The following is a 23,181-nucleotide window of genomic DNA, read 5'->3' as shown; positions in this document are numbered from 1 at the left end:
TGAACAGGAGCCACTCGAACATCCAGCAAGCTGGAATGGCAGCGAGGCTATCGCAGAAGTCTTGATATTCGGTTAACGCCCGGTCCCGATCAGGCGGCGGCCGCGCAGAGCCTGTCCTCCTTCGATACCGGCGTCAGCCGGCACGAGCCCAGCAGCGCAGCCGTCAACGCAACGATGCCGGCCGCAAGCGAGATCCAGAAGCCGTCGGCGGCGCCGAAGCGGTCGATGACCCAGCCCGAGGCGAAGGAGCCGACGGCCATGCCGATGCCGATGCCGGTCATCGCCCAGGTGATGCCTTCCGTGAGCTTGGCCGCCGGGACATGCCGCTCGATCAGGCCCATGGCGGTGATCAGCGTCGGTGAGATCGACACGCCGGACAAGAACAGCAACAGCGCCAGCATCGCGACATTGGAAACGAACAGCAGCGGCACGGTGGTGGCCGCGGCCACCGCGATGGCGATCACGAACTGACGCTCGAGCGGCATGCCGAGCTTCAGTGCCCCGAATACCAGCCCGACGATGAGCGAGCCTGCGGCATAGCCGGCGAGCACGAAGCTGGCCGCCGTCGCCTGCCCCAATTCCCTGGTAAAGGCGATCACCGTGACCTCGGCCGTTCCAAAGATGGTGCCGATGGCAATCAGGACGAAGGTCAGGATCTGCACCGACGGCAGGCGGATGGCCGAGGAGCCGCCGCTTTCGGAGAAGCGGACCGGCGGCTCGGTGGATTTCTGCACCACGAAAAGCGCCGTGCCGACGGCAAGAAACACGGTCGAGACCAAGGGACCGGCCTCAGGGAACCAGGCCACGCTCAGGCCGACCGAAAGGATCGATCCAGCCATGTAGACAACCTCGTCGGCCACCGATTCGAAGGCGAAGGCCGTGTGCAGTTGCGGCGTGTCGCGATAGAGCTCCGACCAGCGGGCCCTGACCATGGCCGGCATGCTGGGCATGGTGGTGGCGAACAGCGCCGCGACGAACAGGATCCAGGCCGGCCAGTGGAAATGGGCGGCCAGCAGCAAAACCGAAAAAGCGGCAACCGATAGGCTGGTGGCGGGAACGAGGACTCGGCTCTGGCCGTAGCGGTCCACCATGCGGGAGATCTGCGGGGACATGAAGGCATTGCCGAGGGCGAAGGTGGCCGATACAGCGCCGGCCAGCCAATATTCACCGTGTGTCTGAGAGATCATGGCGACGATACCCATGGTCACCATCGCGAGCGGCAGTCGCGCCAGGAATCCGGCAGCCGCGAAGGCCTTTGCCCCCCGCGCTCGAAAAATCTGGCTGTAAGGATTGGACATCGGTCACTCCAAAGCGGAAGAGGATGCATTGACATACGCAACGTATGTATTCGACATAGTTGCATACACCTCGTATGTCAAATAATATACACAACGTATGTGAAGGGGATGATTGGCTGCGAAGGAGATGCCATGGCCCGTAGGCCGCGAACCCAGATGATCGCCGAGACGCGCGCCAAACTGGTCGCCGTAGCGCGCGCGGCCTTCGGCACTGTCGGTTATGCGCAAGCGTCGATGGACGATTTCACCGCGGCGGCCGGCCTGACGCGCGGCGCGCTCTATCATCATTTCGGCGACAAGAAGGGCCTGTTCGCAGCGGTTATCACGGAACTCGACGCCGAAATGTCCAAGCGCCTCTCCGCAATTTCAGCCCAGACCGAAGATCCCTGGCAGGGCTTCGTCGCCGAATGCTCGGCCTATATCGAGATGGCTTTGGAGCCGGAGATCCAGCGCATCCTGTTTCGCGACGGTCCGGCCGTCCTCGGCGATCCCTCGCAATGGCCGAGCCAGGATGGCTGCATCGCCGCGATGCGTGCGACATTGATCGCGCTGAAGCGGAACGGGGTTCTGGCCGATGTCGACCCGGAGGCTGCGGCCCGGCTGGTCAATGGCGCCACCTGGCATGCCTCGCAATGGATCGCCAATGCCGCCGATCCCAAGGCAGCGTCAAAGCAGGCGGTGAAGGCCTTTCATGCGTTACTGAACGGCCTACTGCGTCATCCCGCTGACCGGCGGAGCTCTCCTGCAAGGCTCAACTCTTGAAAAAGGCGCTCGCCGCCGAAAGCGAGGCTGCCTTGCTGGCCTTGGCTTCCTCCAGGCGCGCGATCTCCTGCTTCAGGGCCGCGATGCGTTCGTCGAGTTCATGCAGCGACAGGGTCGAGAGGTCCTGCCCGATCTGATGTCCCACCGTCACCTTTCGCGGCTCTTCATCGAAAATCGCCATCTCGTCTCCTCACCTCCCATCATATGCGGCGCTGCTCGACGAGCTCGGCCGCGGTGGCCACTCTAAACCCATTCGCCTCGATTACGAAAAGCTCATCGGTGAGCGGATGTGAGCGCGACTTGGAATCTTCGCTCACTTTTGCGGCAAAACCGGCCCGCGCTGAAAAATCGGGCGTCCAGGCCACCAGAAAGTCCCGATTGGGAATGCCGGCGATGGCTAGGTCACTGCCCAACGCCTGCAGCAGTCTCTGCCGGACCGAGGGCAACAGCAAGCGGGCGGCATCATAACCATCATTGGTCAGGATGGTGGCGTAGGCGCCCCGACCTTTCGCCGATCTCTCTGCCTCGATCGCCAGCTTGCCGGAGGCGGCCTCCAGCCCGGCCAGAGCTGCTTCATGGATCGCATCGGCATCCACGCCCAATGTCTTCAGGTCATCCGTGGTGACGAGCGCATAGCGCTCACCCTGATCGAGCGCATAGGCGATCACCACCCTGGCCGCCAGGTCGCGTGAGACCAGTTCCTTGGCCTGCCGGCGATATTCGATCGGCACGACCTGCAGGCGCAGTTTGGTTCGCGCCTCCTGCCAGCGCGCGCGCTCTTCGTCATCGGCGGGCCTGACTGCCACGATACGGTCGAAAAAGTCGAGGATCTGCCCTTCCCGGTCCATCCCCCTCGCTTTGCCGAGCTGACGCTCCAGATTGCCGAGATAGACCTGGAGCGTATTCCCGCCGACCTTGACATGAATACCCTCGGGATCATCGCCGGGCAGCGTGAATGCCAAAGCAGGCCGCCGTCGGCGCAGCAGGGCGACCACCTCTTCGCGAAAGCTTTCGTCGGCGCGCGCCGCCACGGCTGTGACGCCGGCAGCGGCCAGCCCGAATATTGCTTGCAGCACCCGACGACGCCCGATTCCGCCCTGGCTCCGCCTCGTCATCACGCCCTCGCGCATTCGCCCCTCGAGGCGATCACCTTAGCCAGGACGGTTCCTTCTCGACAATCCTGGCGAGAAAGCGGCGTAACAGGCTTTCCTTTCGAGCCGACGACGACTATATGAAGTGTTGAATCCCGACAATCAGCTCGCGTCGGGCTTCGTTCCAGGAGGCTGGAGCGAGGCGGCAGCGAGCCCATGCTTTCCGAGGAGATGCAAATGTCGACCGCCCCGCTGATGCCGAAGGCCACTGCTGTCTGGCTGGTTGAGAACACCGCCCTCACCTTCGACCAGATCGCCGAGTTCTGCAAACTGCATCCGTTGGAGGTCAAGGGCATTGCCGACGGTGAAGTCGCGGCCGGCATCAAGGGCCAGGATCCCGTGATCTCCAACCAGCTAACCCGTGAGGAGATCGCCCGCGGCGAGCGCGATTCCCATCATCGCCTCCGACTGGCCGAACCGAAGGTCAAGATCGCCGTCGCCAAGGTCAAGAAGGGCCCTCGCTATACACCGGTCTCGCGGCGCCAGGACCGTCCCAACGCCATTCTCTGGCTGGTCAAGAACCATCCCGAGCTCAAGGACGCCCAGATCATGCGTCTGGTCGGCACCACCAAGACGACGATCGCAGCCATCCGCGACCGCACCCATTGGAACACCGCGCAGTTGACCCCGGCCGATCCGGTCATGCTGGGCCTGTGCACGCAGATCGACCTCGACTTCGAAGTCGCCCGGGCCTCCAAGGACCGGCCGCCCGAGGCCGAGAGCGCCACGCTGCTGCCTGCCGAGATCACCACGGGGCCGGCAGCCGACCGGAGCCAGAGGCAGGACGACCCCTTCGCTTCACTCGGCAACAAGCCGCGCCAGACGGAAGACGAGGACGAACTCGACGTCGCCAACGTGTTCGCCAAGCTCAAGGGCATCAAGCAGAAGGAAGACTGACGCCCTCGCCGGCCAGTCCAACTCCGTCATCGAAAAGGGCTTTTCCGCCGGGGCGGAAAGGCCCTTTTGCTTGCGTAAGCCATCGACGGTGCCCACGATCCCCGGCGCAGCGCCTCTTCGCCGGCCCCTGCTGCGTCGAATCCCGGCAGTACCGGCAACAGGAAAAGGGCGCGATCGACGATCACGCCCTCATATCCCACCGAATTACCGGTCTCTACGCTTATGGAAGCGGACGCCCGAATTCGTCTCGCACGCCCTCGTAACGGACATAGCCGACAGGCGGTACGTCGTCGTCGCCATAGAGGTCGCGCTGGCGCCCCGCCTTCGCGGCTGCCTGATCCTGCCTCCTGAACTGCGCCAGGCCGGTGGACGCCGCCTCGACGACGGCGTTGGTGGCGCCCACCACAGCGGCGACGATCGAATAATGCAGGCGCACCTGCGTCCCGTGCAGGGCCGGGGCATAGCTCCAGTGCCGGCCCCATTCATCTTCGTGGAATTCGACGCTCGACATACTCGTACCCTCAACAAAAAGTAAATGCGCTCTTGCGATATGTTTCCTATTTTCAATGGTTTATGCTAGGTTATCAACGGGGATGACCTTTCTTCACCATCAACAAAAGCTTGATGATCATAGGGTGAGCATGAGCAAATCGGGAGCCGGTCTGGGAGCGCTGTGGACCTTTGCCGTCGCCGCTCGCCATCTGAGCTTCGCCAAGGCCGCGATCGAGCTCGATGTGACCCCCGCTGCGGTCAGCAGCCAGATCCGCGCTTTCGAAGACCGCCTCGGCACCCGGCTGTTCTTCCGCACCAGTCGCAGCATGAAGCTCACCCATGCCGGCGAAGAGCTGCTCGAATCGACCAGCGGCGCCCTGCGTACCATCGACGAAGCGCTGCGCCGGGCCGCCAACACCACCCAGCGCATGAGTTTCACCGTTTCTTCCGGTTCATCCTTCGCCGCCAAATGGCTGGTGCCGCGCCTGCCACGCTTCCGCCAGCAATTTCCCGATATCGACATGCGCATCGACATTTCCGATACGCTCGCCGATTTCAGCCGCCAGGAAATCGACGTCGCCATCCGCTTCGGCCGCGGCGCCTATGCTGGCCTGCGCTCGGATCGCCTGTTCGTCGAGGACGTCTTTCCGATCTGCAGCCCGCAGCTTCTGCACGGGCCCGTGCCCCTGCGGGAACCCGACGACCTGCAATATTTCACCCTGATCCATCTCGACTGGCACAGTCAGGATTCGATGTGGCCGGACTGGCGCATGTGGCTGATGGCCGCCAAGGCGGACAAGCCCGATCCCACGCGCGGCCTGCATTTCAGCCAGTCGATCATGACCCTGCAGGCGGCCGTGGACGGCCAGGGCGTAGCGCTCGGCAATACCAGCCTTGTGGGCGACGACCTGGCTGCGGGCCGGCTGGTACGCCCCTTCGACCTGTCTTTGAAGATCGCGCCGGAATTCGCCTATCACCTGGTGGCGCCGAGGGCCAAGGCGGACAAGCCGATGATCAAGGCGTTCCGGGACTGGGTGCTCGCCGAAATCGCCAGCGGCAAGGCGGTTTGATCGCCCGGATCGCCTCCATCCCCGTCGAAGCCACGCCGGCGCAATACCCGACGGCCACAAGCGTCAGGCGATGATGTCCGGCGTCAGCAGGTCCTCGAGCAGGGACATGCGGTCCTTGAGATGGAGCTTGCGCTTCTTCAGGCGCTGAAGCTGCAGACGGTCGGGCGTTCCCACCTGTTCCAGAGCGGCAATCGCGGCATCGAGATCGCGGTGTTCCTGGCGAAGCTGCCCCAGCTCCGCAACCATCGCGGCTTCCTCCTCCTCGGTGAGCGGATTTGACAAGCCCATACCCTTCCATTCCGAATGGCAGCTTCGGTATTTCGACCATTCTGCCGCTCCATGCCCATCCGGGCACGGTGCCGAACTATGCCGAGCCGATTCCTCGCCCGCAAGCGCTGCGGCAAGATATCGCCATCTATTTACACCCGTTTGGCGAAGCTTGCCGGACAACTTTCACAAGCCCTTCCTAGGCCTTTGATCCAGCATTCTTTTTGGCCCGGCCACACTGCATTACCGTGCGGTAAGCTATTGTTCTGACTAAATTTATTGTTGCTTTGCACAATCGATTCAACGTCGGAATCCGCGATTTTCCTTCGACATGCGCGCCTTTTCGTGAGAACGTTGAATGTCGGAACTGTGACACAAGGAGCCGTTAATGCCTGTGCAGTCGCATTTGGTCGAACTGGAGCGCAAACATCACGCTCTTGAAACAGAACTCACCATCGCACTGGCTCATCCCTCCTCGGATGACCTCAAAATCGCAGAGCTGAAGCGTAAGAAACTCCTTCTCAAAGACGAAATTGCAAGATTGAAGAGCGCCGAGAGGCTGCACTGAACCAGTCACCGCTGGTGTATGTTGACCGCCGGACCGGAGCATAATCCGGTACCGGCGGTTTCATTTTGTGGCCGGATCTCAGTTGATCCACGTGCCAATTGATACGGACGTCTCCCCCAGACAGGTTCAGGATCGGCTGCGATCGAAGCAATAACCCATGGAGGGGTTTGCTATGGCCAGCACGAGTCGGCATTGGGGGCTTGGCCTCGTTTCTTCTTTCCTGCTGGCGTGCGCCGTCCTGCCCGCTCCCGGCGCTCTGACCGACCCGGCCCGGGCTGCGCCCGTCGCCGCCATCCAGGCGCAGGCGCCCAGCCTCGACGAATTCAAGGCCGTGTTGTCGGGCTACGGCCAATACATCTATTCCGAACGCTACGGCGAAGTCTGGAAACCCTCGGTGGTCCCCGCCGGCTGGCATCCCTATCCAGCCTGCCGCTGGGTCTATGACCACACTTACGGCTGGACGTATGACGATCCCTCCGTCTGGGGCAAGATCGTCCATCACTATGGACGCTGGGCCTCGGACGGCAGCAATGGCTGGGTCTGGGTGCCCGGCACGCAGTGGAGCCCCGCCTGGGTGATCTGGCGCAGCGGTGGTGACTGGACCGGCTGGGCGCCGACACCACCTGCAAGCGACCAGCAGGAGATCAGCCTCGCCAATTTCAACGTCGACAGGCAATGGACCTTCATCGAGACGGTCAAGCTCGGCAATCGCTGCGACAATGGGCCTTCCGCCGCGCCAGCCGGCACTTTCGCCGGCTCGACCCCGGTGACGCGTTTCAAGATCGTACGGGGCATCGCCGTGTTCGTGCTGCCGCCGCCGACCCTCATCGTCGATTACGACACCGGCCCGGTGGCGCCCTGGTCGAGTGAATTCCTGGGCGAATGGCTGCTCTGGCTGAACACCGCCGCCTCCGCCGCCTCGCTCAGCGTCGGCGACAGTCTCGCCGCCTGCGCACCTCCCCCACCCCCGGCGGCGCCGATGGCCACGCCCATCGCCGTGCCCGCCCCCGCCGCGCCCCGCATGAAATCCTGGAGCCCGCCGCCACCCCGCTCCAGCAGGCGGCAGGAAGTACGCCAGACCGTGATCCCGGACGCCCCCCGTAGCCGACGGCGGGTCTATGACGAGCCCGGGCCGTATTATGGCGACGAACCGCCGATCTACATCCCGCCGCGCCGGCGCCGCCCACCCGTCTGGAACGAGGGGCCGGTGGTCCAGAGGCCGCCCCGCTATCCGAGGCCCGGTCCGGTGATCACCCCCTCCAACAACCCGACCAAGCCCAATTCCGGTCAGCGCTATCGCTGGCGCCCGCGGTCCACCCCCGACAGCGCTCCGTCATCCGGGTGGTGATTCGACGATCGCAGCAGGCGGGGCGTTGAAATAGCGCCTCGCAGCGCTATGGTTCAGGCAGTTCCCGCCCTGGATTCGATCATGACCACCACCGCTTCCCTGCCCCGCCGCCATTGGTTCGAGATGACGACGGAGGATTTCCGCACCGGCGATACCGCCAACTGGATCGCAGTATTGCCGATCGCCGCCGTGGAACAGCATGGCCCGCATCTGCCGGTCGGGGTCGACTCGATGATCATGCAGGGTTATCTCGACCGTGCCATCCCGCTGATCCCGGCCGACATTCCGGCGACCTTCCTGCCGATCCAGACCATCGGCAAGTCCAACGAGCACCTGGAATTCCCGGGCACCCTCAGCCTCTCGGCCGAAACCGTGATCCGGGCCTGGACCGAGATCGGCGAGAGCGTGCATCGGGCCGGCATCCGCAAGCTTTTGATCGTCAATTCCCATGGCGGCAACATGTCGGCGATGGACATCGTCGCCCGCGAATTGCGCGTACGCCACGGCATGCTGGTCGCCTTCACGTCCTGGCACATGTTCGGCTACCCCAAGGGCGCCTTCTCGGACGACGAAACCCGCCTGGGCATCCATGCCGGCGAGATCGAGACGGCGCTGATGCTCGCCTTCCGCCCCGACCTCGTGCGCATGGACAAGGCCAAGGACTTCCGCCCTGTTACCTATGAGATGGAAGAGATCTTCAAATATCTGCGCACCGGCCGCCCCGGCGGCTTTGGCTGGATGGCGCAGGACATCCGCCCGGAAGGCGCGGCGGGCGATGCCAGCAAGGCCACGCCGGAGCATGGCGAACTCTCTGCCGGGTTCGGCGCGCAGGCGCTGGTCGACCTGCTCAGGGATATCCGCGACTTCGACCTTTCGCGGCTGAGGAAAGGACCGCTGAAAGACTGAGCGCGGTGGCGCCAAGCGCCGGATGAGGGGTTGATGAAACCTGTCCTTATAGGCAGCTCCCTGGAAGGTGATCAGGAAGGGTCGCAAGACCCCTCATCCCCTGCCGGGACCTTCTCCCACAAGGGGAGAAGGGAGCTCTATTCTCAAGCCGCGACCTTCTCGGCCTCTTCCAGCAATTGCAGGTCGCCGCGGCCGAAGGATACCGTGACGTCCTCGCCCATCTGCGGCGGCGGGGCGCCCGGATTGTTGAAGGTATCGAGCGAAACCACATTCTCGTTGAAGCGCACGCGGATGCGTACGATCGAACCGAGGAAGCTGACGAGCTCAATGCGGCCGGTGAGGCTGTTGCGTCCCTCGCCACCGCTGCCCAGCACCACCGCTTCCGGGCGCAGGGCCAGCGTGCGCGTCTCACCATTGCTGGCGCCCTGCAGGCCGCGGCTGGTGATCACTTCCTGCCCGTCGACGGAGAAACGCCCGGCAGCGGCATCGACGACCTTGCCGGTGAGGAAGTTGAGCGTACCGACGAAGGAGGAGACGAAGCGGGTCTTGGGGAAGTTGTAGATCTCGAAGGGGGTGCCGACCTGTTCCATCTGCCCGGCGCTCATCACCACGATGCGGTCGGACATCGACAGCGCCTCTTCCTGGTCGTGGGTGACGAAGAGCGTGGTGATGCCGAGTTCCTGCTGCAGCACGCGAATCTCGTCGCGCAAGGACACGCGGATCTTGGCGTCGAGGGCCGAGAGCGGCTCGTCCAGCAGCAGGATCTTCGGACGCACCGCAATCGCCCGCGCCAGCGCCACGCGCTGCTGCTGGCCGCCGGAGAGCTGGAAGGGATAGCGATCGGCGATCTGCGGCAGCTTGATCATCTCCAGCATCTGCTTGACGCGGGCATCGATCTCCGGTTGCGGCTTCTTGGCGATCTTCAGCCCGAAGCCGATATTCTCGGCCACCGTCATGTTGGGGAACAGAGCGTAGGCCTGGAACACCATACCGACATTGCGCTGGTTGGGCGCCAGCCCCGAAATCTCCTTGCCGTCCATGCGGATGGAGCCGGCGGACGGTGTTTCGAAGCCCGCGACCATGCGCAGCACCGTGGTCTTGCCGCAGCCGGACGGGCCGAGCAGGGTGATGAATTCACCCTTCTGGACCGACAGATCGAAGCGTTTCACCACCTGGTTGGCGCCGAAGCTCTTCTGCAGCCCGGTGATCTCGAGAAAGGACATGCTGGCCTCCCAGTGCTGGTTCAACGCGCCGCCCGCGCGCCGCGCGAGCGGCCGACGAGCTGCAGCAGGCCCATGCAGGCCCAGGTGATGATGAAGGCAACGATGGCGAGCGCCGACGGCTCATAGGCCCGGTTCGCGCCGATCAATTGCAGATAGGTACCGAAGACCGGCCGGTTGAGCAGGCTGGCAAAGGTGAATTCGCCTATGACGATGGCGAAGGCGATGAAGGATCCGCTGAGCACGCCCGAGCGGATGTTCGGCAGGATGACCTGCCAGAGGATGGTGAAGCTGCTCGCCCCCAGGCTCTGGGCCGCCTCAGTCAGTGTCTTGACGTCGATGGCGCGCAGACCCGCATCGACAGAACGATACATGTAGGGCAGCGCCAGCACGACATAGCCGAAGGTCAGCAGGAGGTCCGTGGTCCACTCGCTGTCGGTCAGCGGCAGCCAGGACGAGGAGTTGAACATGCGGATATAGCCGAAGACGATGATGATCGCCGGAATCACCAGTGGCAGCAGCGTGACGAACTCGACCGGCGAGCGCCAGCTCGGCAGGCGCAGGCGCACCAGATAGGCTGCCGGCACCACCAGCACGATACTCAGCACGATGGTAGCGAGCGCCAGCAGGATCGAGCGGATGAAGGCATGCTGGAACTCCGCCTGGGCGAACACCACGCGATAGGCTTCGAAGCTGTACTGCCCGCGCAGCATGCGCAGCGAGAACTCGAAGGTGGAGAGCAGCGGGATGATGAAATAGCTGATCGCCAGGAGGATGATCAGCCAGGATAATACGGAGGACTTTTTCATCGCACCCACCGCTCGCTATAGCTGCGCAGCCAGATATAGGCGCCGCTGGAAATGCTGGTGATCACCACCATGCCGAAGGCGATGGCGTAGCCCAGATTGGGATTGCTGAGCACGTCGCCACGGATCTGGGCGAAGAGCTGGATGGGAATGATCGGCAGGCTGGAGCCGGTCAGCGCATAGGCGGTCGCCACCGCGCCGAAAGCATTGGCGAACAGGAGCAGCGTCGCGCCCAAGATGCTCGGCAGCAGGATCGGCAAGGCAATATGCCGCCAATAGTGGAAATTGCTGCCGCCCAGCACGGCATTGGCCTCGCGCCATTCGCGCTTCAGCCCGTCCAGGGCCGGCGCGATCACCAGCACCATCAGGGGAATCTGGAAATAGAGATAGACCAGGGTCAGACCGGTGAAGCTGAGGATGTTGAATCCGGTCGAGTAGAGGTTGAACCCGAGCCAGTCCCGCAGCAGCACGGTGACGAGCCCCACCCGCCCCAGCGTCGCCAGGAAGGCGAAGGCCAGCGGCACGCCGGCAAAGTTCGAGGCGACGCCCGAAAATGTCATCACGGCGCCGCGCATCCATTCCGGCAGGCCGCCTAGAATGACCGCATAGGCCACGAAGAAACCGATGAAGGCACCGCCGAGGGCTGAGGCGAAGCTGATCTTGATACTGAGCCAGAAGGAGGAAACGATCGCCGGATTGGTGAAGAGTTCGGTGATGTTGCCGAAGGTGAAATGCCCTTCCCGGTCGAAGAAAGCCCCAACCAGCAGCAAGGCCGTCGGAACCACCAGGAAGAGCAGGGCGAAGAGGACGAAGGGCGCCATGCCCAGCACGGCCAGCCCTCCACTGGCTCTGACCGAGCCTGGAGCTGCAGCTGGGGCAGTGTTTGCGGTGGTATTCATCGCGGCGACCACAATAGCACGCGTCCCGCCTGGAGAAACCGGGCAGGACGCGCAGGAGATGACAAATGATCTTACTTGACGGCGGCGCCGACCACGCTGTCCCAATCCTTGGTGATCTCGGCCTTGGCGGCACTCTGCTCATCAAGCGTCGGGAACACGGCCTTGGCATAGGCTTCGGCCGGCGGGAGCTTGGCCAGCAAGTCGGCCGGAATCTTCTTCTTGGCGACGAGGTCGTTGAAGCGGATCGGGTGGCAATAGCCCTTCAGATAGCCGATCTGGCCTTCGTCGGAGTAAAGGTACTCCATCCACAGCTTGGCGGCATTGGGATGGGGTGCATAGGCACTGATGGCCTGGACATAGACGCCGGCAACCACGCCGCTGGCCGGAATCACCACGTCGACGTCCGGATTGCCCTTGAGCGTGTCGCGATCGGTGAGCGCATTGTAGTCCCAGCGCAGGACGATGGGGGTCGCACCCTGGGCCAGCGAGGCGGCCTTGCCGATGGTGGGCACGAAATTGCCCTTCTTGTTCAGCTCGGCGAAAAATTTCAGGCCTTCGGCCGCAGCCTTGCTGGCATCGCCCTTGGCGGCCGACAAACCGGCGGCATAGACGCCCTGGATCGCCTGGTTGGCGGTGCGGGGGTCGCCGGCCAGCGCCACGGCATTGGCGTAGTCGGAGCTCAACAGGTCGGACCAATCCTTCGGCGAATTCTTGACGATGTCCTTGTTCACCTCGAAGGCGAGCACGCCGTAATAGTCACCATACCAATGGCCGTCGGCATCCTTGGCATTGTCCGGAATCGTATCCCAGGTCGCCACCTTGTAAGGTTGGATCAGGCCGTCCTTCTTGGAGGTCGGGCCGAAGGAAAGACCGACGTCGATCACGTCGGGAGCCTGCGGGCCGGTATTGCCCTTGTTGGCCTTGATGGCCTCGACCTCGTCGCCCGAACCGGCGTCCGGATTGAGCTCGTTGACCTTGAGGCCATACTTGGCCTTGAAGCCTTCGATGATGGCGCCATAGCCACACCAGTCATGCGGCAACGCGATCGTGGTGAGCTGGCCTTCCTTCTTGGCGGCGTCGATCAGCTCCTGGCTCTGGGCAAACGCGCTGCCCATCGAAGCCGCCACAGCCAGCACGGATACCGATGCGATACCCAGCCACGTTTTCCTGCTCATTGTCCAACTCCTTGATGGTGCCGCAAGGCCCATTTTCTCCGTAAGGGTTTTTACAGCGGCGCTGGTATCAATGACGGTTGACACTTTTGTGTCAATAGCGGCTGTCATATATGACAGCCCGCAAATTCACTGTTTGCAGCTATTTTTACGGGTTTACGACGCCCGTCCGATCCGTTAGGAAGTGAAAAAGCCCGGCCATCGGATGAGCCGGGCTTTTGCGTGTCCGGGTTTTGGAATTCCGCACGAAAGCGTTTCGCGATTTTGGTGGATCCGCCGAGAATCGCAAAGCGCGTCGAAGCGAACGAACGGAGGCAAAACGGCGTTTCCATCTGAACGCGTTTTGCTCTCGGGAATTTCGGGGCCGAGGGCCAGAGAGAGAAGGGAGATCACCATGGCCAATGTCGTCGTGGTCGGGTCGCAATGGGGCGACGAAGGCAAGGGTAAGATCGTCGACTGGCTGTCGGAACAGGCCGACGTCGTCGTGCGCTTCCAGGGCGGGCACAATGCCGGCCACACTCTCGTCATCGGCGACAATGTCTATAAGCTGTCGCTGCTGCCCTCGGGCATCGTGCGCGGCAAGCTCTCGGTGATCGGCAATGGCGTCGTGCTCGACCCGCGCGCCTTCATCGCCGAGGTGAAGAAGCTGAAGGAGCAGGGCGTGTCCGTGACGCCCGAAGCCTTGCGCATCGCCGAGAACACCCCGCTCATCCTCTCCCTGCACCAGGACCTCGACCGCCTGCGCGAGTCGGCGACCGACGGCACCAAGATCGGCACGACCGGGCGTGGCATCGGCCCCGCCTATGAAGACAAGGTGGGCCGGCGCGCCATCCGCCTGATGGACCTGGCTGATCTCGGCGCCCTGCGCCCGAAGATCGCCCGCCTGCTCAACCACCACAACGCCCTGCGCCGCGGCACCGGCCAGAGCGAAATCGATCCGGAAGCGCTCTATCAGGAACTGGCGGACGTCGCGCCGCAGGTTCTGCCCTTCATGGACGATGTCGGCGCCCTGCTCGACAAGGAGCGCAAGGCCGGCAGCCGTATCCTGTTCGAGGGCGCCCAGGGCGCCTTGCTCGACATCGACCACGGCACCTATCCCTATGTGACCTCCTCCAACACGGTCGCGGGGCAGGCTGCCGTCGGCTCAGGCCTCGGGCCGGGTGCGCTCGACTATGTGCTCGGCATCACCAAGGCCTATACCACGCGCGTGGGCGAAGGCCCCTTCCCGACCGAGCTCACCGACGAGACCGGCCGCCTGATCGGCGAGCGCGGCCGCGAATTCGGCACGGTCACCGGCCGGGCCCGCCGTTGCGGCTGGTTCGACGCCGCCCTGGTGCGCCAGACCATCCGCACCTCCGGCATCACCGGCATCGCCCTCACCAAGCTCGACATCCTCGATGGCTTCGAAACCATCAAAGTGTGCGTGCGCTACGAGCTCGATGGTCGTGAAATCGACTATCTGCCGGCCAGCCAGGCTGCCCAGGCCCGCGTGAAACCCATCTATGAAGAGATCGAGGGCTGGCAGGAAACCACGGCCAAGGCCCGCTCCTGGGCGGACCTGCCGGCGCAGGCGATCAAATATGTCCGCCGCATCGAGGAACTGATCGGAGCGCCGGTGGCCGTGCTCTCCACCAGCCCCGACCGTGACGACACGATCCTTGTGCAAAATCCCTTTCAAGTCTAAGAGCAGACCTAATCCCGTCAGATTCGGGCATTAGTGCGTGATCTGCTGCGATGGCACTGCGCGGGTTGCGATCCGCGTGGCGCCGTGCTTGCCCTTCGGGGCAGGATCGGGCGTGGCTTCCGCCACATCTTGGCGGGCAGGCCTGTCTGCAGCGGACCATGGGCCCGGAGCAAGTGCGATTCCTCCGAATCGTATTTTGCTCTAACGTCTTGTTTTGACGCATTTTCTTGATTGAAAAGTCCATCGACTTTTCCAGAAAATGCTTCTGTGAAGAGATCGAGCCAGAACGCGTGTCGACGGACTATTTTCCTCCCATTCAGCGAGCCGTGCAGGGTCTTTCCCCCAATACGCAGGAAACCCGCCAGGCGCTCTATGAGAAAGCCCGCTCCGCCCTTCTCCGCCAGCTTAATGCCGCTGATCCCGCGCTGACCGAAGGACAGATTGCCAGGGAACGCAACCTGCTCGAAGAGGCGATCCGACGCGTCGAGCACCATTATGACGAAGCCGAATTCACACCTGAACCGGTGGTCTCCGAGCGCCCGGCCGCCCCGCAGTCTCAGTCCGACGACAAGCCAGCCAATGGTGACGCGACCGATGACGAGGCATCGACCTCTGCCTCGCCACGATCCAACGGCCTTCCGGCTTTTGCCGAGCGCAGGGCGGAGAAGCGACGGCCCCAGGCACCCCGCCGCACCAGATCCAACGGCAATCTCAGGCGGTATGCCATCATGGCCGCGACGGCGGCCGTCATCATTGGCGGAGGCGCCGCCACCGCACTCTATTTGCGCGGTAGCGACGACAGCCCCGTCCTGGTGCCTCAACAGGCAACTGCACCGCAGACGGCGCCCAAGCCGGCGCCCGAACCCGGCAAGCTGAATGACCGCCTCGGCGGCACGCCGGGCACGCCCCAGACCGAGGTGGCTACCGGCAATCCCCCGCCCCCGGCCCCCTCGCCAGCGCCCCCGGAACCTGCTGCGCCGGCTCCGCAGGCTCCGTCTGCTCCGGCACCTTTGCTGCCCTCGACCCAATCCGAGGCGCCGGAGGGACAGCGCGCGCGCCTGATGGAGGAAGATCCGAGCGCCCCGATGAAGGGCCGCCTCTTCGAAGGTACCGTGAACTGGCGCACGGAATCGCAGGCCAGCGGCACCAATGGCCCGCTCGATACCGTCGTCGTCGGCGAGATCAATGTTCCCGACCGGAAGATGAAGGTGCTGCTCACCCTCAGGCATAATTCCGATCGCTCGCTGCCGGCGAACTACCTCCTGAACATCCAGATGAGCGTGCCGGCCGACTACCCGAGCGGCGCCGTCGGCGACGTCAAGAGCGTCAACGTCAAGTCCGACCCTCAGGTCCCGGGCTTGCAGCTCGACGGCGCCTTGATGAAGGTCACGACCGGCGTCTTCCTGATGGGCCTGCTCGACCCGCCCGACGAGAAGGGCCGCAACGCCAAGATGTTGCAGGCCAATCAGTGGTTCGATCTGGTGTTCACCTTCGCCAATGGCCGCAACGCCGTGTTCACCTTCGAGAAGGGACCGACGGGCGAGAAGGCCTTCAACGACGCCATGGCCGCCTGGAACGCCGACGCCGCGGCGGCGCAATAGGTCTCAGGCGCCCCTTTCAGGACGCCTTCACGACCGTGACGCGCAATTCGTGCTCGCGACCGTCACGGGCCTTCCAGGTGATCGACTGCCCCGGCGACAGGCCGAGCAAGGCCGTGCCGATCGGCGTGAGGATCGAGACCTTGCCCTCGGCAATATCGGCCTCACCCGGATAGACCAGCTTCACCTCGCGCAGGGCACCGCCTTCCGTCTCGAAGGTGACGACGGAGCCGATCTGCACCACGTTGTTGCCGACCTGCAGCGCGGGAACGATCTCCGCCCGGTCGAGTTCGCCGAGCAACGCCTCGGCCACCTCCGGGAACCGATCGAGGGCAGAGGTCGCGAGCTGGGTCAGGCGCTCGAAATCGACCTCATTCACGATGATATTGGGCTTCGCCTGGTTCTTCAGGGGTTGATTCATGACTGGATACCTCAAAATTGGGCGCGACGTAGCGCCCCCGCCTGCCCGCGGCTAGCCACCGGGCATGACGACAAGAAGGGATGCACAGGCCCTCGCGCGTGGCGAGAGCCTGGCGGCTATGATGTGTGATTTGACGGATTGAGCATGCGCCGGATGATAGGCCGCATCCTATGAGGAGCGGCGTGCCCCGTAGCTCGGGGCGCAAATGGCCGAGCCCGGGGCTACGCTTCCGCGATCGGGAAGAGACGAAGGGTGATTTTGACCACGGTGCTCATGGTTCCACCATGTTGGTCGATGCCGATCCTGTCAAGCCGGCTCGAACGATGTCTCTTCACCGGCCGGAAATGCCGAGGCCGGAGGCATTTTCTGATGCGGCGACCGGGCTTCCTGATCCCGAAAATAGGCCAGGACAAGGAAGTCGGGCCTAAACGCGAATTACTCGCACCGCACTCTGCTCAAGGAAAAGCCGCCCGAAGGCGGCTCCCCATTCGGCTATCACAAGCGGATCAGGCCGGTGCGTGCGCCGCTTCGAGGCGGGCGACGCCGGAGCGCACAGCCGCCTGCACCTTTTCGAAGGCTCTCACCTCGATCTGGCGCACACGCTCGCGCGAGACCCCGAACTCGTCGGAGAGTTCCTCCAGCGTGATGGGATCGTCGACCAGACGGCGCGCCTCGAAGATGCGGCGCTCACGATCGTTCAGCACGTTCAAGGCCTGGCGCAGAGCAGTGGAGCGGTTCTCGCTCTGCTCCGTCTCGGCCAGACGGGTCTCCTGGTTGGCCGTATCATCCACCAGCCAATCCTGCCATTCGCCGTCGCCTTCCTCGCGCACGGGAGCATTGAGCGAAGCGTCGCCGCCGAGACGGCGGTTCATCTCCACCACTTCCTGCTCCTGCACGCCGAGCGATTTGGCAATCGACTTGACCTGGTCGGGACGCAGATCCCCTTCATCCAGCGCCGAAATCTGGCTCTTGGCCTTGCGCAGGTTGAAGAAGAGCTTCTTCTGGTTGGCGGTAGTGCCCATCTTCACCAGCGACCACGAGCGCAGGATATATTCCTGGATCGAGGCCCGGATCCACCACATCGCATAGGTGGCGAGCCGAAAGCCTTTCTCCGGCTCGAAGCGCTTAACGGCCTGCATCAGGCCAATATTGCCTTCCGAGACCACTTCGCCCAGCGGCAAGCCATAGCCACGATAGCCCATGGCGATCTTGGCCACGAGCCGCAGATGCGAGGTCACCAATTGATGTGCGGCTTCACGATCGCCATGCTCGCGCCAACGCTTGGCAAGCATGTATTCCTGCTCCGGCTGGAGCATCGGGAAGCGGCGAATTTCATCGAGATAACGCGACAGGCCACTCTCGGTGGCCAAGACGGGAAGCGCGGCAGAAGCCATATGTTCCTCTCCTCTGAACCCCCATCGAGGGCGGTTCAAATCGCCATCCCTCCTTCAGAGCAGACGGCGCCTACGTGATATGGGGACGACACCGGCCTTTGTGAAGACCCTGGCGGACCTTCCAAAGCGCGATATCTAGCGGCCCCGCATGTGCCACCCCGGCAAATCTATTGACCTGCTTCCACCGAGGACATCTCGCCTGCCATGGGACATTCGTCACCCAGGCCGCTGAGGCACGGACCAATCCCGATCACCCGAACTATCATGCGCCCGATTGCGGCGATTTCGCGTTGCAATCTTTTGCGGGCGGCCATGCATTAATGTGACAGCTCGGTAACATTGTCAAATTAAGGGATGTTAATCGATTTCCGGGCGGAGGGAACCGCCGCCCGCCCCACCGCGTTTACCGTAACGTTTTGTTTACCTTGCACCTGCGGCCAGCCGGCTTAACTCTTCCAGGAATGCCTTCCGCCATCGCAACCCGCGATCGGAAACCGGCGCGGCCCTTCACTGTTGACCAGACAGGAGACACCAGTATGGACGGCGACAAGCGCACCGCTCAGGCCAAGGCCGATCTTTCCGAAAGCCTCGGCAAGGACCTCGATGCTTTGAGGGCCGAAGTTGCCCGCCTGACCGAACAGCTCAGCGCCTATGTCGATGCGGAGAAGAGCTCCTGGTCGAAATTCCTGTCCAAAGAAGCCAGGCATGCCAGGCAGGTCTTCGACGACAAGGTGAACGAGGCAGGGGCCAAGGCCAGCGAACTTCGCGGTGCCGCCCAGGAACAGGCATCCGACCTGCAGAAGGCGACACTCGACTACATCACCCGCAAGCCGCTGCAATCGGTAGCGCTCGCCGCCGGCATTGGCCTGATCCTCGGCTTGTGGAGCAAGGGGCGTTCGTGACCCGTCTTCTTGCCCTGGGCGCCCTCGCCAAGGAGGAGTTGAGCGCCGTCCTGCGTCAGTACGGGACCGTCATCCTCTGGCGCCTCGTCGCCGGCTGCTGCCTTGTCGCGATGGCGATCATCGGGCTGATCAGCCTGCACCGCTTCCTGGCTGAAACCTATGGCCCCTATTGGGCCGACGCAGCGCTCGGCGGCGGATTTGCGGTGCTCGCCGTCCTTGCCTTGGTGGTGGCCCAGGCCGCCGAGAAGAAAGCCAAGCGCCGCCGGCTCCTGGCTGCGACCCTAGTGACGGCGGCTGGCGTCGTGCAGGAGAGCCTGCCAGACAAGAAGACGGTCAGCGGCGCCCTGGCGCTCGCAGCCCTGGCCGGTGGCTTCTGGCTCGGCCGCAAACGCTGAATAGCTCTTAGCCGCTGCGCAGGGCCTCGGCCAAGGCCGCAAGATCGGCCGGTAGTGGGCTTTCGAACACCAGATGCCTGCCGTTGACCGGATGCTCGAAACCGAGCAGCCGGGCGTGCAGCGCTTGGCGGCCGAGGCCGGCGAGCACTGCGCGGGGGGCCTCCGGCAGCAGGGCGGCCTTGGTCTTGAAGCCGCCGCCATAAACCGCATCGCCGAGCAGCGGATGGCCGAGATGGGCCATATGCACGCGGATCTGGTGGGTCCTGCCGGTCTCCAGCCGGCACTCCACCAGGCTAACCAGCGGCTGGCCGCCGTGGCTGCCCGAAAGCTGGCTGCCCAAAGCCTCGACCAGCGAATAATGGGTGATGGCTTCCCGCCCGCGGCCGAGCGCCACCACGGCCATCTTCTCGCGATTGCGGGTCGAGCGGTCGATGCCGGTCTCGATCGTGCCGTGCGGGCGCGTCGCACCCCACACGAAGGCGAGATAGGCCCGCTCCAGCGGTCCCGTGCGGCCGTGATCGGCGAACTGGGCCGCCAAGCCCTGATGCGCCCTGTCGTTCTTGGCGACCACCAGCAGGCCCGACGTGTCCTTGTCGAGGCGATGCACGATGCCGGGCCGCTTCACGCCGCCCACGCCCGAGAGCGAATCACCGCAATGGGCGATGAGCGCATTCACCAGCGTGCCGCTCTCATGGCCGGCGGCCGGATGCACCACCAGACCGACCGGCTTGTCGATGACCAGGAGATCGTCATCCTCATAGACGATGGCAAGGGGAATGTCTTCGCCCTGCGGTTCGGCAGGCTCAGGTTCCGGCACCCGAAGCGCCACCCGTTGCCCTGGCTTGAGGATCTGGCCGGCATCGAGCACCGCCCGGCCGTCGATACTGGCATGGCCGGCCTCGATCAGGGCCTTGATGCGCGTACGCGACAAGGGCTGCAGGTCGGGCCTGCTATCGGCCGCCTGGCATTGGCGAGCCAGGAAGCGGTCGATGCGCTCGCCGGCTTCGGTGACCTCGAAAAACGTCTCTTCGGCACTGCTGTCGATGCTGTTCATGGGCGGGTACTAGAGCAAAATGGGGCTGAGTGGAAACGCGATTTTTCTCTAACTCTTTGTTTCGACGCGCCTTTGCAATTCTCGCAATTCCGTTGGATCGCATGCCGCGCCCGGCGCGGAAAACCAGCAATGCCAGGAATTCAAACCACAAATGCGCCGATCGCACAGATTGCCGCTTGCCGCCGGCCTTTTTTGCCGCTATAGGCGCACTCCTTGCCGCTGCTCCCATCGTCTAGTGGCCTAGGACGTCGCCCTCTCACGGCGAAAACAGGGGTTCGAGTCCCCTTGGGAGCGCCATTCGCTTTTTCAGGCGCCTGAGCAAGTATTTCCATTGCATCCACCGGTTTGCAGCGCCTTCTGGCGCCTTGGGGTTGCTCATTGCATGCGCAAATGAAAAGCGCCGCGGTTTCCCACGGCGCCCGGTAGATTTTCGTCAGGGATGGGAAGCAGCCGGCGCCTCAGCGCATGCCGACCAGGCGCTTGGGCGTACGATATTCGACCACCACGGCGCGCGGCGCGACAGCCGCACGGGGGGACTTGGCGATCGGCAGGCTGAGACGGCGCTCGACCGGCTTCACCGACCGCTTGGCGACTGCACGCACTTCCTCGACACCGACACCGAGCAGCGATGCGGCAATCTCGACCTGCTGGTCGAAGTCGTCATTGAGGCACTCGGCGGCGAACAAGGCTTCCTCGATGGTCGGAAGGGCCTGCTTGACGCGCCTGCTGCCGAATTTCGTGTTCCAGGTCTCGCTCACGGATCTATGCCTTCTCTTTCACTTGACGGCACCATAGCAGGATTCGCGCAATGTTGCAGTGCAACAAAGGCTGAGCAGCTATGCGTTGCAATTTCGGCAAATGTTGGGACGACCGCGCCCCGGACGCCGCCAGCCCTGTACGAACAATGCCGCTGCCTTAGGGATGTCCGGCACGTCTCTCCAGCCGGGTCAGCAATAATTTCCGGCCAAACAAAGTACCATCGACGACGGCGAGACCTCATTCAGCAACCCATGCGTGATTAGGGCGGGATCAGACGACGCAAGGAGGCACGGCGCCTCAAATACCTCTGCGTAAGAAATACCCAAAAAGGATGAATGACCCAATGGAATTCTAGAAAACCCCCTCCCTAAATCGCCTAATCATGACAATTCTAATCCGAGCGTTTCCGTAGCTACTGCTATCAGAACACCTGTCACCATCTGATCGCAACGCGATAGATTGCGCTAGATCGCGATGCAAAAACGCAACAGGCCGCCCGATTTCCAAGGGATGAGCTCGGAACATGCTTAATAAGCCTTCACTTTTCAGCTGCCGCAGCGCTATGATCGTTTCAATTGGATACCGCGTTGATCCCACCTTCGAGTAACGGTTCGATATTTGTCATGACATTACGTTTCCTCCGCCTGGCACCGGTGCTGCTCACCCTGCTTGCTGCCTTCTCCGCGCAGACGGCCGCCGCTCAGACCGCCCCGGCGAAACAGGGACCCGAAGTCATCGGCGACGTCGTCGGCCTGACGCCGGCCGTGCACGGTTCGATGTCCGGGCGCCTGGAAATCGGCTCCAGCGTGCATCAGGGCGAGAAGATCGTCACCGGACCGAGCGGCGTGATCGAATTGCGTTTTCTCGACAACACCCATCTGATGCTCGGCTCAAAGTCGTCGGTCACGCTCGATAGCTTCGTCTATGCCGGCAATGGCAAGGCCAAGTCGGTCGTGCTGCAATTCGCCAAGGGCGCCTTCCGCTTCGCCACCGGCGATTCGGCCAAGAGCGCCTACAAGATCCACGCTCCCCAAGCCTCGATCGGCGTACGCGGCACCAAATTCCAGGTCGATTCGCGCACCCCTACCAGCGCCATCACGCTCTATGAGGGCAAGACCTTCATCTGCCCACCGCGCCGCCCCATCCGCTACTGCAAGCTGGTCAAGCCGGGTGAGACCGCGCTGGTCGGCGAAGACCGCATCATCCGCATCGTGCCTGCCGCGGGTTCGCCCACCGAGCATTGCACGGGTACGCCCAATTCCAAGATCTGCGACACCTTCGGCGGCAAGTAAGGGCGTCGAGCCAAGCAGCCAGGCCATTGCAATGCGCGTTTGACGGGCCCCTACGGGGCCCGTTTCCGTTTGGGCGCCGGAATATCAGAACTTCTTGCTGAGGAATTTCGAGCCGCTCCAGCCGAAACGCCAGGGCCGCTCGACCGCCTTGCTGATGCCGATGCGTGGCCCGGAAACGATGGGCGGCTCATGGGATCGGCGCAGCAGTTCGAAGGGAGGCTGCGTCAGCGCCAGCCCGTTCTGGCTGCCGGTCAACCCCAAGGCCTGGCAAAGCCGCCCGGGTCCGGAACACAACAGGGCCGGATTGTCGAGCCCCCGCCTCCGCGCCATGCGATCCAGCCCCACCGTCGGCTCCAGCGCCCGCAGCAGCACAGCACTGGCGCGGCCGGGCTCCCCCGAGACGATATTGGCGCACCAATGCATGCCGTAGGACAGGTAGATATAGATGTGGCCCGGCGGGCCGAACATCACGGCGTTGCGCGGCGTCGGCCCGCGAAAAGTATGGGAGGCCGGATCGTCGCGATCATAGGCTTCGGTCTCGACAATGACGCCTCCGACCCCATCGACCAGAAGAGTCATGCCGATCAGATCTTCGGCAACGGCGAGAACGTCGCGGCTGTAGAAGGCGGCGGGAGCATAGGCCAGTGCAGAATCGGGCATTTCTCAGATTTTGAAAGATTATTGGGCGCTTTTGCGCTTTTTTGCGCAAAATCCCCGGTGAAATTAATCTATTGTCACGAAATCGATGCGGTTTGAAGCGCCACGGCATTGACAGGCGATAATCCCTGTTTAGCTTGCGGACGCAGTAGAAGTTAGGAACTTTTTG

Annotated in this window: 25 protein-coding genes and 1 tRNA gene; 12 read left to right on the top strand and 14 right to left on the bottom strand. The window is 63.3% G+C overall.

Features of this window, described 5'->3' with window-relative positions:
- Positions 1–89: 89 nt before the first annotated feature.
- On the bottom strand, positions 90–1,298 hold the full coding sequence (locus tag ACTJKX_RS26195) for an MFS transporter (protein ID WP_440727021.1): 1,209 nt from the start codon (positions 1,296–1,298) through the stop codon (positions 90–92).
- Between the two features lie 132 nt (positions 1,299–1,430).
- On the opposite strand from ACTJKX_RS26195, the gene ACTJKX_RS26190 reads away from it, so the two are divergent.
- Positions 1,431–2,060 carry a TetR/AcrR family transcriptional regulator gene (locus tag ACTJKX_RS26190; RefSeq protein WP_440727020.1) on the top strand — a complete coding sequence of 210 codons (630 nt, stop codon included), beginning with the start codon at positions 1,431–1,433 and terminating at the stop codon, positions 2,058–2,060.
- On the opposite strand, the gene ACTJKX_RS26185 is transcribed toward ACTJKX_RS26190, so the two are convergent.
- Both ACTJKX_RS26185 and ACTJKX_RS26180 read right to left on the bottom strand, forming a co-directional pair.
- A complete protein-coding gene (locus ACTJKX_RS26185; protein WP_394313013.1) occupies positions 2,050–2,241 on the bottom strand; it encodes a DUF1192 domain-containing protein in 192 nt (63 codons plus the stop codon). The genes ACTJKX_RS26190 and ACTJKX_RS26185 overlap by 11 nt on opposite strands.
- Positions 2,242–2,260: 19 nt before the next feature.
- The gene (locus ACTJKX_RS26180) at positions 2,261–3,175 is read right to left on the bottom strand and encodes a DUF1444 family protein (RefSeq protein ID WP_440727019.1); all 915 of its coding nucleotides are present in this window, start codon (positions 3,173–3,175) and stop codon (positions 2,261–2,263) included.
- A gap of 213 nt (positions 3,176–3,388) precedes the next feature.
- On the opposite strand from ACTJKX_RS26180, the gene ACTJKX_RS26175 reads away from it, so the two are divergent.
- The gene (locus ACTJKX_RS26175; RefSeq protein ID WP_322434799.1) at positions 3,389–4,108 is read left to right on the top strand and encodes a DUF1013 domain-containing protein; all 720 of its coding nucleotides are present in this window, start codon (positions 3,389–3,391) and stop codon (positions 4,106–4,108) included.
- Between the two features lie 220 nt (positions 4,109–4,328).
- Here the strand turns inward: ACTJKX_RS26175 and ACTJKX_RS26170 are convergent, their stop codons facing one another.
- A complete protein-coding gene (locus ACTJKX_RS26170; protein ID WP_440727018.1) occupies positions 4,329–4,619 on the bottom strand; it encodes a hypothetical protein in 291 nt (96 codons plus the stop codon).
- A 130-nt stretch (positions 4,620–4,749) separates the two neighbouring features.
- On the opposite strand from ACTJKX_RS26170, the gene gcvA reads away from it, so the two are divergent.
- Positions 4,750–5,670: a transcriptional regulator GcvA gene (gcvA, locus tag ACTJKX_RS26165; protein ID WP_311940016.1), complete on the top strand. Its 921-nt coding sequence runs from the start codon at positions 4,750–4,752 to the stop codon at positions 5,668–5,670.
- A 63-nt stretch (positions 5,671–5,733) separates the two neighbouring features.
- Here gcvA and ACTJKX_RS26160 read toward each other — a convergent pair whose 3' ends face one another.
- Positions 5,734–5,958 carry a YdcH family protein gene (locus ACTJKX_RS26160; protein WP_068285637.1) on the bottom strand — a complete coding sequence of 75 codons (225 nt, stop codon included), beginning with the start codon at positions 5,956–5,958 and terminating at the stop codon, positions 5,734–5,736.
- 367 nt (positions 5,959–6,325) lie between these two features.
- On the opposite strand from ACTJKX_RS26160, the gene ACTJKX_RS26155 reads away from it, so the two are divergent.
- The 3 genes from ACTJKX_RS26155 to ACTJKX_RS26145 all read left to right on the top strand — a co-directional run bounded on the left by ACTJKX_RS26155 (position 6,326) and on the right by ACTJKX_RS26145 (position 8,759).
- Positions 6,326–6,505 carry a YdcH family protein gene (locus ACTJKX_RS26155; protein WP_068285636.1) on the top strand — a complete coding sequence of 60 codons (180 nt, stop codon included), beginning with the start codon at positions 6,326–6,328 and terminating at the stop codon, positions 6,503–6,505.
- A 172-nt stretch (positions 6,506–6,677) separates the two neighbouring features.
- On the top strand, positions 6,678–7,853 hold the full coding sequence (locus ACTJKX_RS26150; RefSeq protein ID WP_440727017.1) for a DUF6600 domain-containing protein: 1,176 nt from the start codon (positions 6,678–6,680) through the stop codon (positions 7,851–7,853).
- A gap of 81 nt (positions 7,854–7,934) precedes the next feature.
- Complete coding sequence (locus ACTJKX_RS26145) at positions 7,935–8,759, top strand: creatininase family protein (RefSeq protein ID WP_440727016.1); 825 nt, start codon at positions 7,935–7,937, stop codon at positions 8,757–8,759.
- A gap of 143 nt (positions 8,760–8,902) precedes the next feature.
- Here ACTJKX_RS26145 and ACTJKX_RS26140 read toward each other — a convergent pair whose 3' ends face one another.
- The 4 genes from ACTJKX_RS26140 to ACTJKX_RS26125 all read right to left on the bottom strand — a co-directional run bounded on the left by ACTJKX_RS26140 (position 8,903) and on the right by ACTJKX_RS26125 (position 12,799).
- The gene (locus ACTJKX_RS26140; protein WP_367625434.1) at positions 8,903–9,982 is read right to left on the bottom strand and encodes an ABC transporter ATP-binding protein; all 1,080 of its coding nucleotides are present in this window, start codon (positions 9,980–9,982) and stop codon (positions 8,903–8,905) included.
- A 20-nt stretch (positions 9,983–10,002) separates the two neighbouring features.
- Entirely contained in the window at positions 10,003–10,788 is a 786-nt protein-coding gene (locus ACTJKX_RS26135) for an ABC transporter permease (RefSeq protein WP_311940024.1), read from the bottom strand.
- On the bottom strand, positions 10,785–11,684 hold the full coding sequence (locus tag ACTJKX_RS26130; RefSeq protein ID WP_376717722.1) for an ABC transporter permease: 900 nt from the start codon (positions 11,682–11,684) through the stop codon (positions 10,785–10,787). Before ACTJKX_RS26130 ends, ACTJKX_RS26135 begins: the two co-directional genes overlap by 4 nt.
- Positions 11,685–11,755: 71 nt before the next feature.
- On the bottom strand, positions 11,756–12,799 hold the full coding sequence (locus ACTJKX_RS26125; RefSeq protein WP_311940152.1) for an ABC transporter substrate-binding protein: 1,044 nt from the start codon (positions 12,797–12,799) through the stop codon (positions 11,756–11,758).
- Between the two features lie 451 nt (positions 12,800–13,250).
- Here ACTJKX_RS26125 and ACTJKX_RS26120 point away from each other — a divergent pair, with 451 nt between their 5' ends.
- Together ACTJKX_RS26120 and ACTJKX_RS26115 are read left to right on the top strand one after the other, a co-directional pair.
- Positions 13,251–14,540, top strand: a complete 1,290-nt coding sequence (locus ACTJKX_RS26120) for an adenylosuccinate synthase (protein WP_068285624.1) — start codon at positions 13,251–13,253, stop codon at positions 14,538–14,540.
- A gap of 290 nt (positions 14,541–14,830) precedes the next feature.
- A complete protein-coding gene (locus ACTJKX_RS26115; protein WP_440727015.1) occupies positions 14,831–16,141 on the top strand; it encodes a hypothetical protein in 1,311 nt (436 codons plus the stop codon).
- A gap of 16 nt (positions 16,142–16,157) precedes the next feature.
- On the opposite strand, the gene rnk is transcribed toward ACTJKX_RS26115, so the two are convergent.
- Positions 16,158–16,559: a nucleoside diphosphate kinase regulator gene (rnk, locus tag ACTJKX_RS26110; protein ID WP_367625431.1), complete on the bottom strand. Its 402-nt coding sequence runs from the start codon at positions 16,557–16,559 to the stop codon at positions 16,158–16,160.
- A 506-nt stretch (positions 16,560–17,065) separates the two neighbouring features.
- Positions 17,066–17,953 (bottom strand): RNA polymerase sigma factor RpoH, encoded by an 888-nt coding sequence (rpoH, locus tag ACTJKX_RS26105; RefSeq protein WP_311940031.1) that lies wholly within the window; start codon positions 17,951–17,953, stop codon positions 17,066–17,068.
- 536 nt (positions 17,954–18,489) lie between these two features.
- Between rpoH and ACTJKX_RS26100 the strand changes: the two genes are divergently transcribed.
- Positions 18,490–18,855 carry a DUF883 family protein gene (locus tag ACTJKX_RS26100; protein ID WP_311940032.1) on the top strand — a complete coding sequence of 122 codons (366 nt, stop codon included), beginning with the start codon at positions 18,490–18,492 and terminating at the stop codon, positions 18,853–18,855.
- On the top strand, positions 18,852–19,250 hold the full coding sequence (locus ACTJKX_RS26095; RefSeq protein ID WP_394313002.1) for a hypothetical protein: 399 nt from the start codon (positions 18,852–18,854) through the stop codon (positions 19,248–19,250). Before ACTJKX_RS26100 ends, ACTJKX_RS26095 begins: the two co-directional genes overlap by 4 nt.
- A gap of 7 nt (positions 19,251–19,257) precedes the next feature.
- Here the strand turns inward: ACTJKX_RS26095 and ACTJKX_RS26090 are convergent, their stop codons facing one another.
- A complete protein-coding gene (locus tag ACTJKX_RS26090) occupies positions 19,258–20,304 on the bottom strand; it encodes an RluA family pseudouridine synthase (protein WP_440727014.1) in 1,047 nt (348 codons plus the stop codon).
- Between the two features lie 221 nt (positions 20,305–20,525).
- On the opposite strand from ACTJKX_RS26090, the gene ACTJKX_RS26085 reads away from it, so the two are divergent.
- Positions 20,526–20,601: transfer RNA gene (locus ACTJKX_RS26085), tRNA-Glu, on the top strand.
- Between the two features lie 161 nt (positions 20,602–20,762).
- Here the strand turns inward: ACTJKX_RS26085 and ACTJKX_RS26080 are convergent.
- Positions 20,763–21,062, bottom strand: a complete 300-nt coding sequence (locus tag ACTJKX_RS26080; RefSeq protein ID WP_068285434.1) for a hypothetical protein — start codon at positions 21,060–21,062, stop codon at positions 20,763–20,765.
- A gap of 624 nt (positions 21,063–21,686) precedes the next feature.
- On the opposite strand from ACTJKX_RS26080, the gene ACTJKX_RS26075 reads away from it, so the two are divergent.
- Positions 21,687–22,355, top strand: a complete 669-nt coding sequence (locus ACTJKX_RS26075; RefSeq protein ID WP_311940039.1) for a FecR family protein — start codon at positions 21,687–21,689, stop codon at positions 22,353–22,355.
- 84 nt (positions 22,356–22,439) lie between these two features.
- Here ACTJKX_RS26075 and ACTJKX_RS26070 read toward each other — a convergent pair whose 3' ends face one another.
- Positions 22,440–23,015, bottom strand: a complete 576-nt coding sequence (locus ACTJKX_RS26070) for a DNA-3-methyladenine glycosylase (protein WP_440727013.1) — start codon at positions 23,013–23,015, stop codon at positions 22,440–22,442.
- Positions 23,016–23,181: the final 166 nt, after the last annotated feature.

The organism is Labrys sp. 22185 (assembly GCF_052045555.1).
Lineage (GTDB): Bacteria > Pseudomonadota > Alphaproteobacteria > Rhizobiales > Labraceae > Labrys > Labrys neptuniae.
Note: the sequence above shows the minus strand (reverse complement) of the source record. Positions and strands in the feature narration are given on the sequence as shown.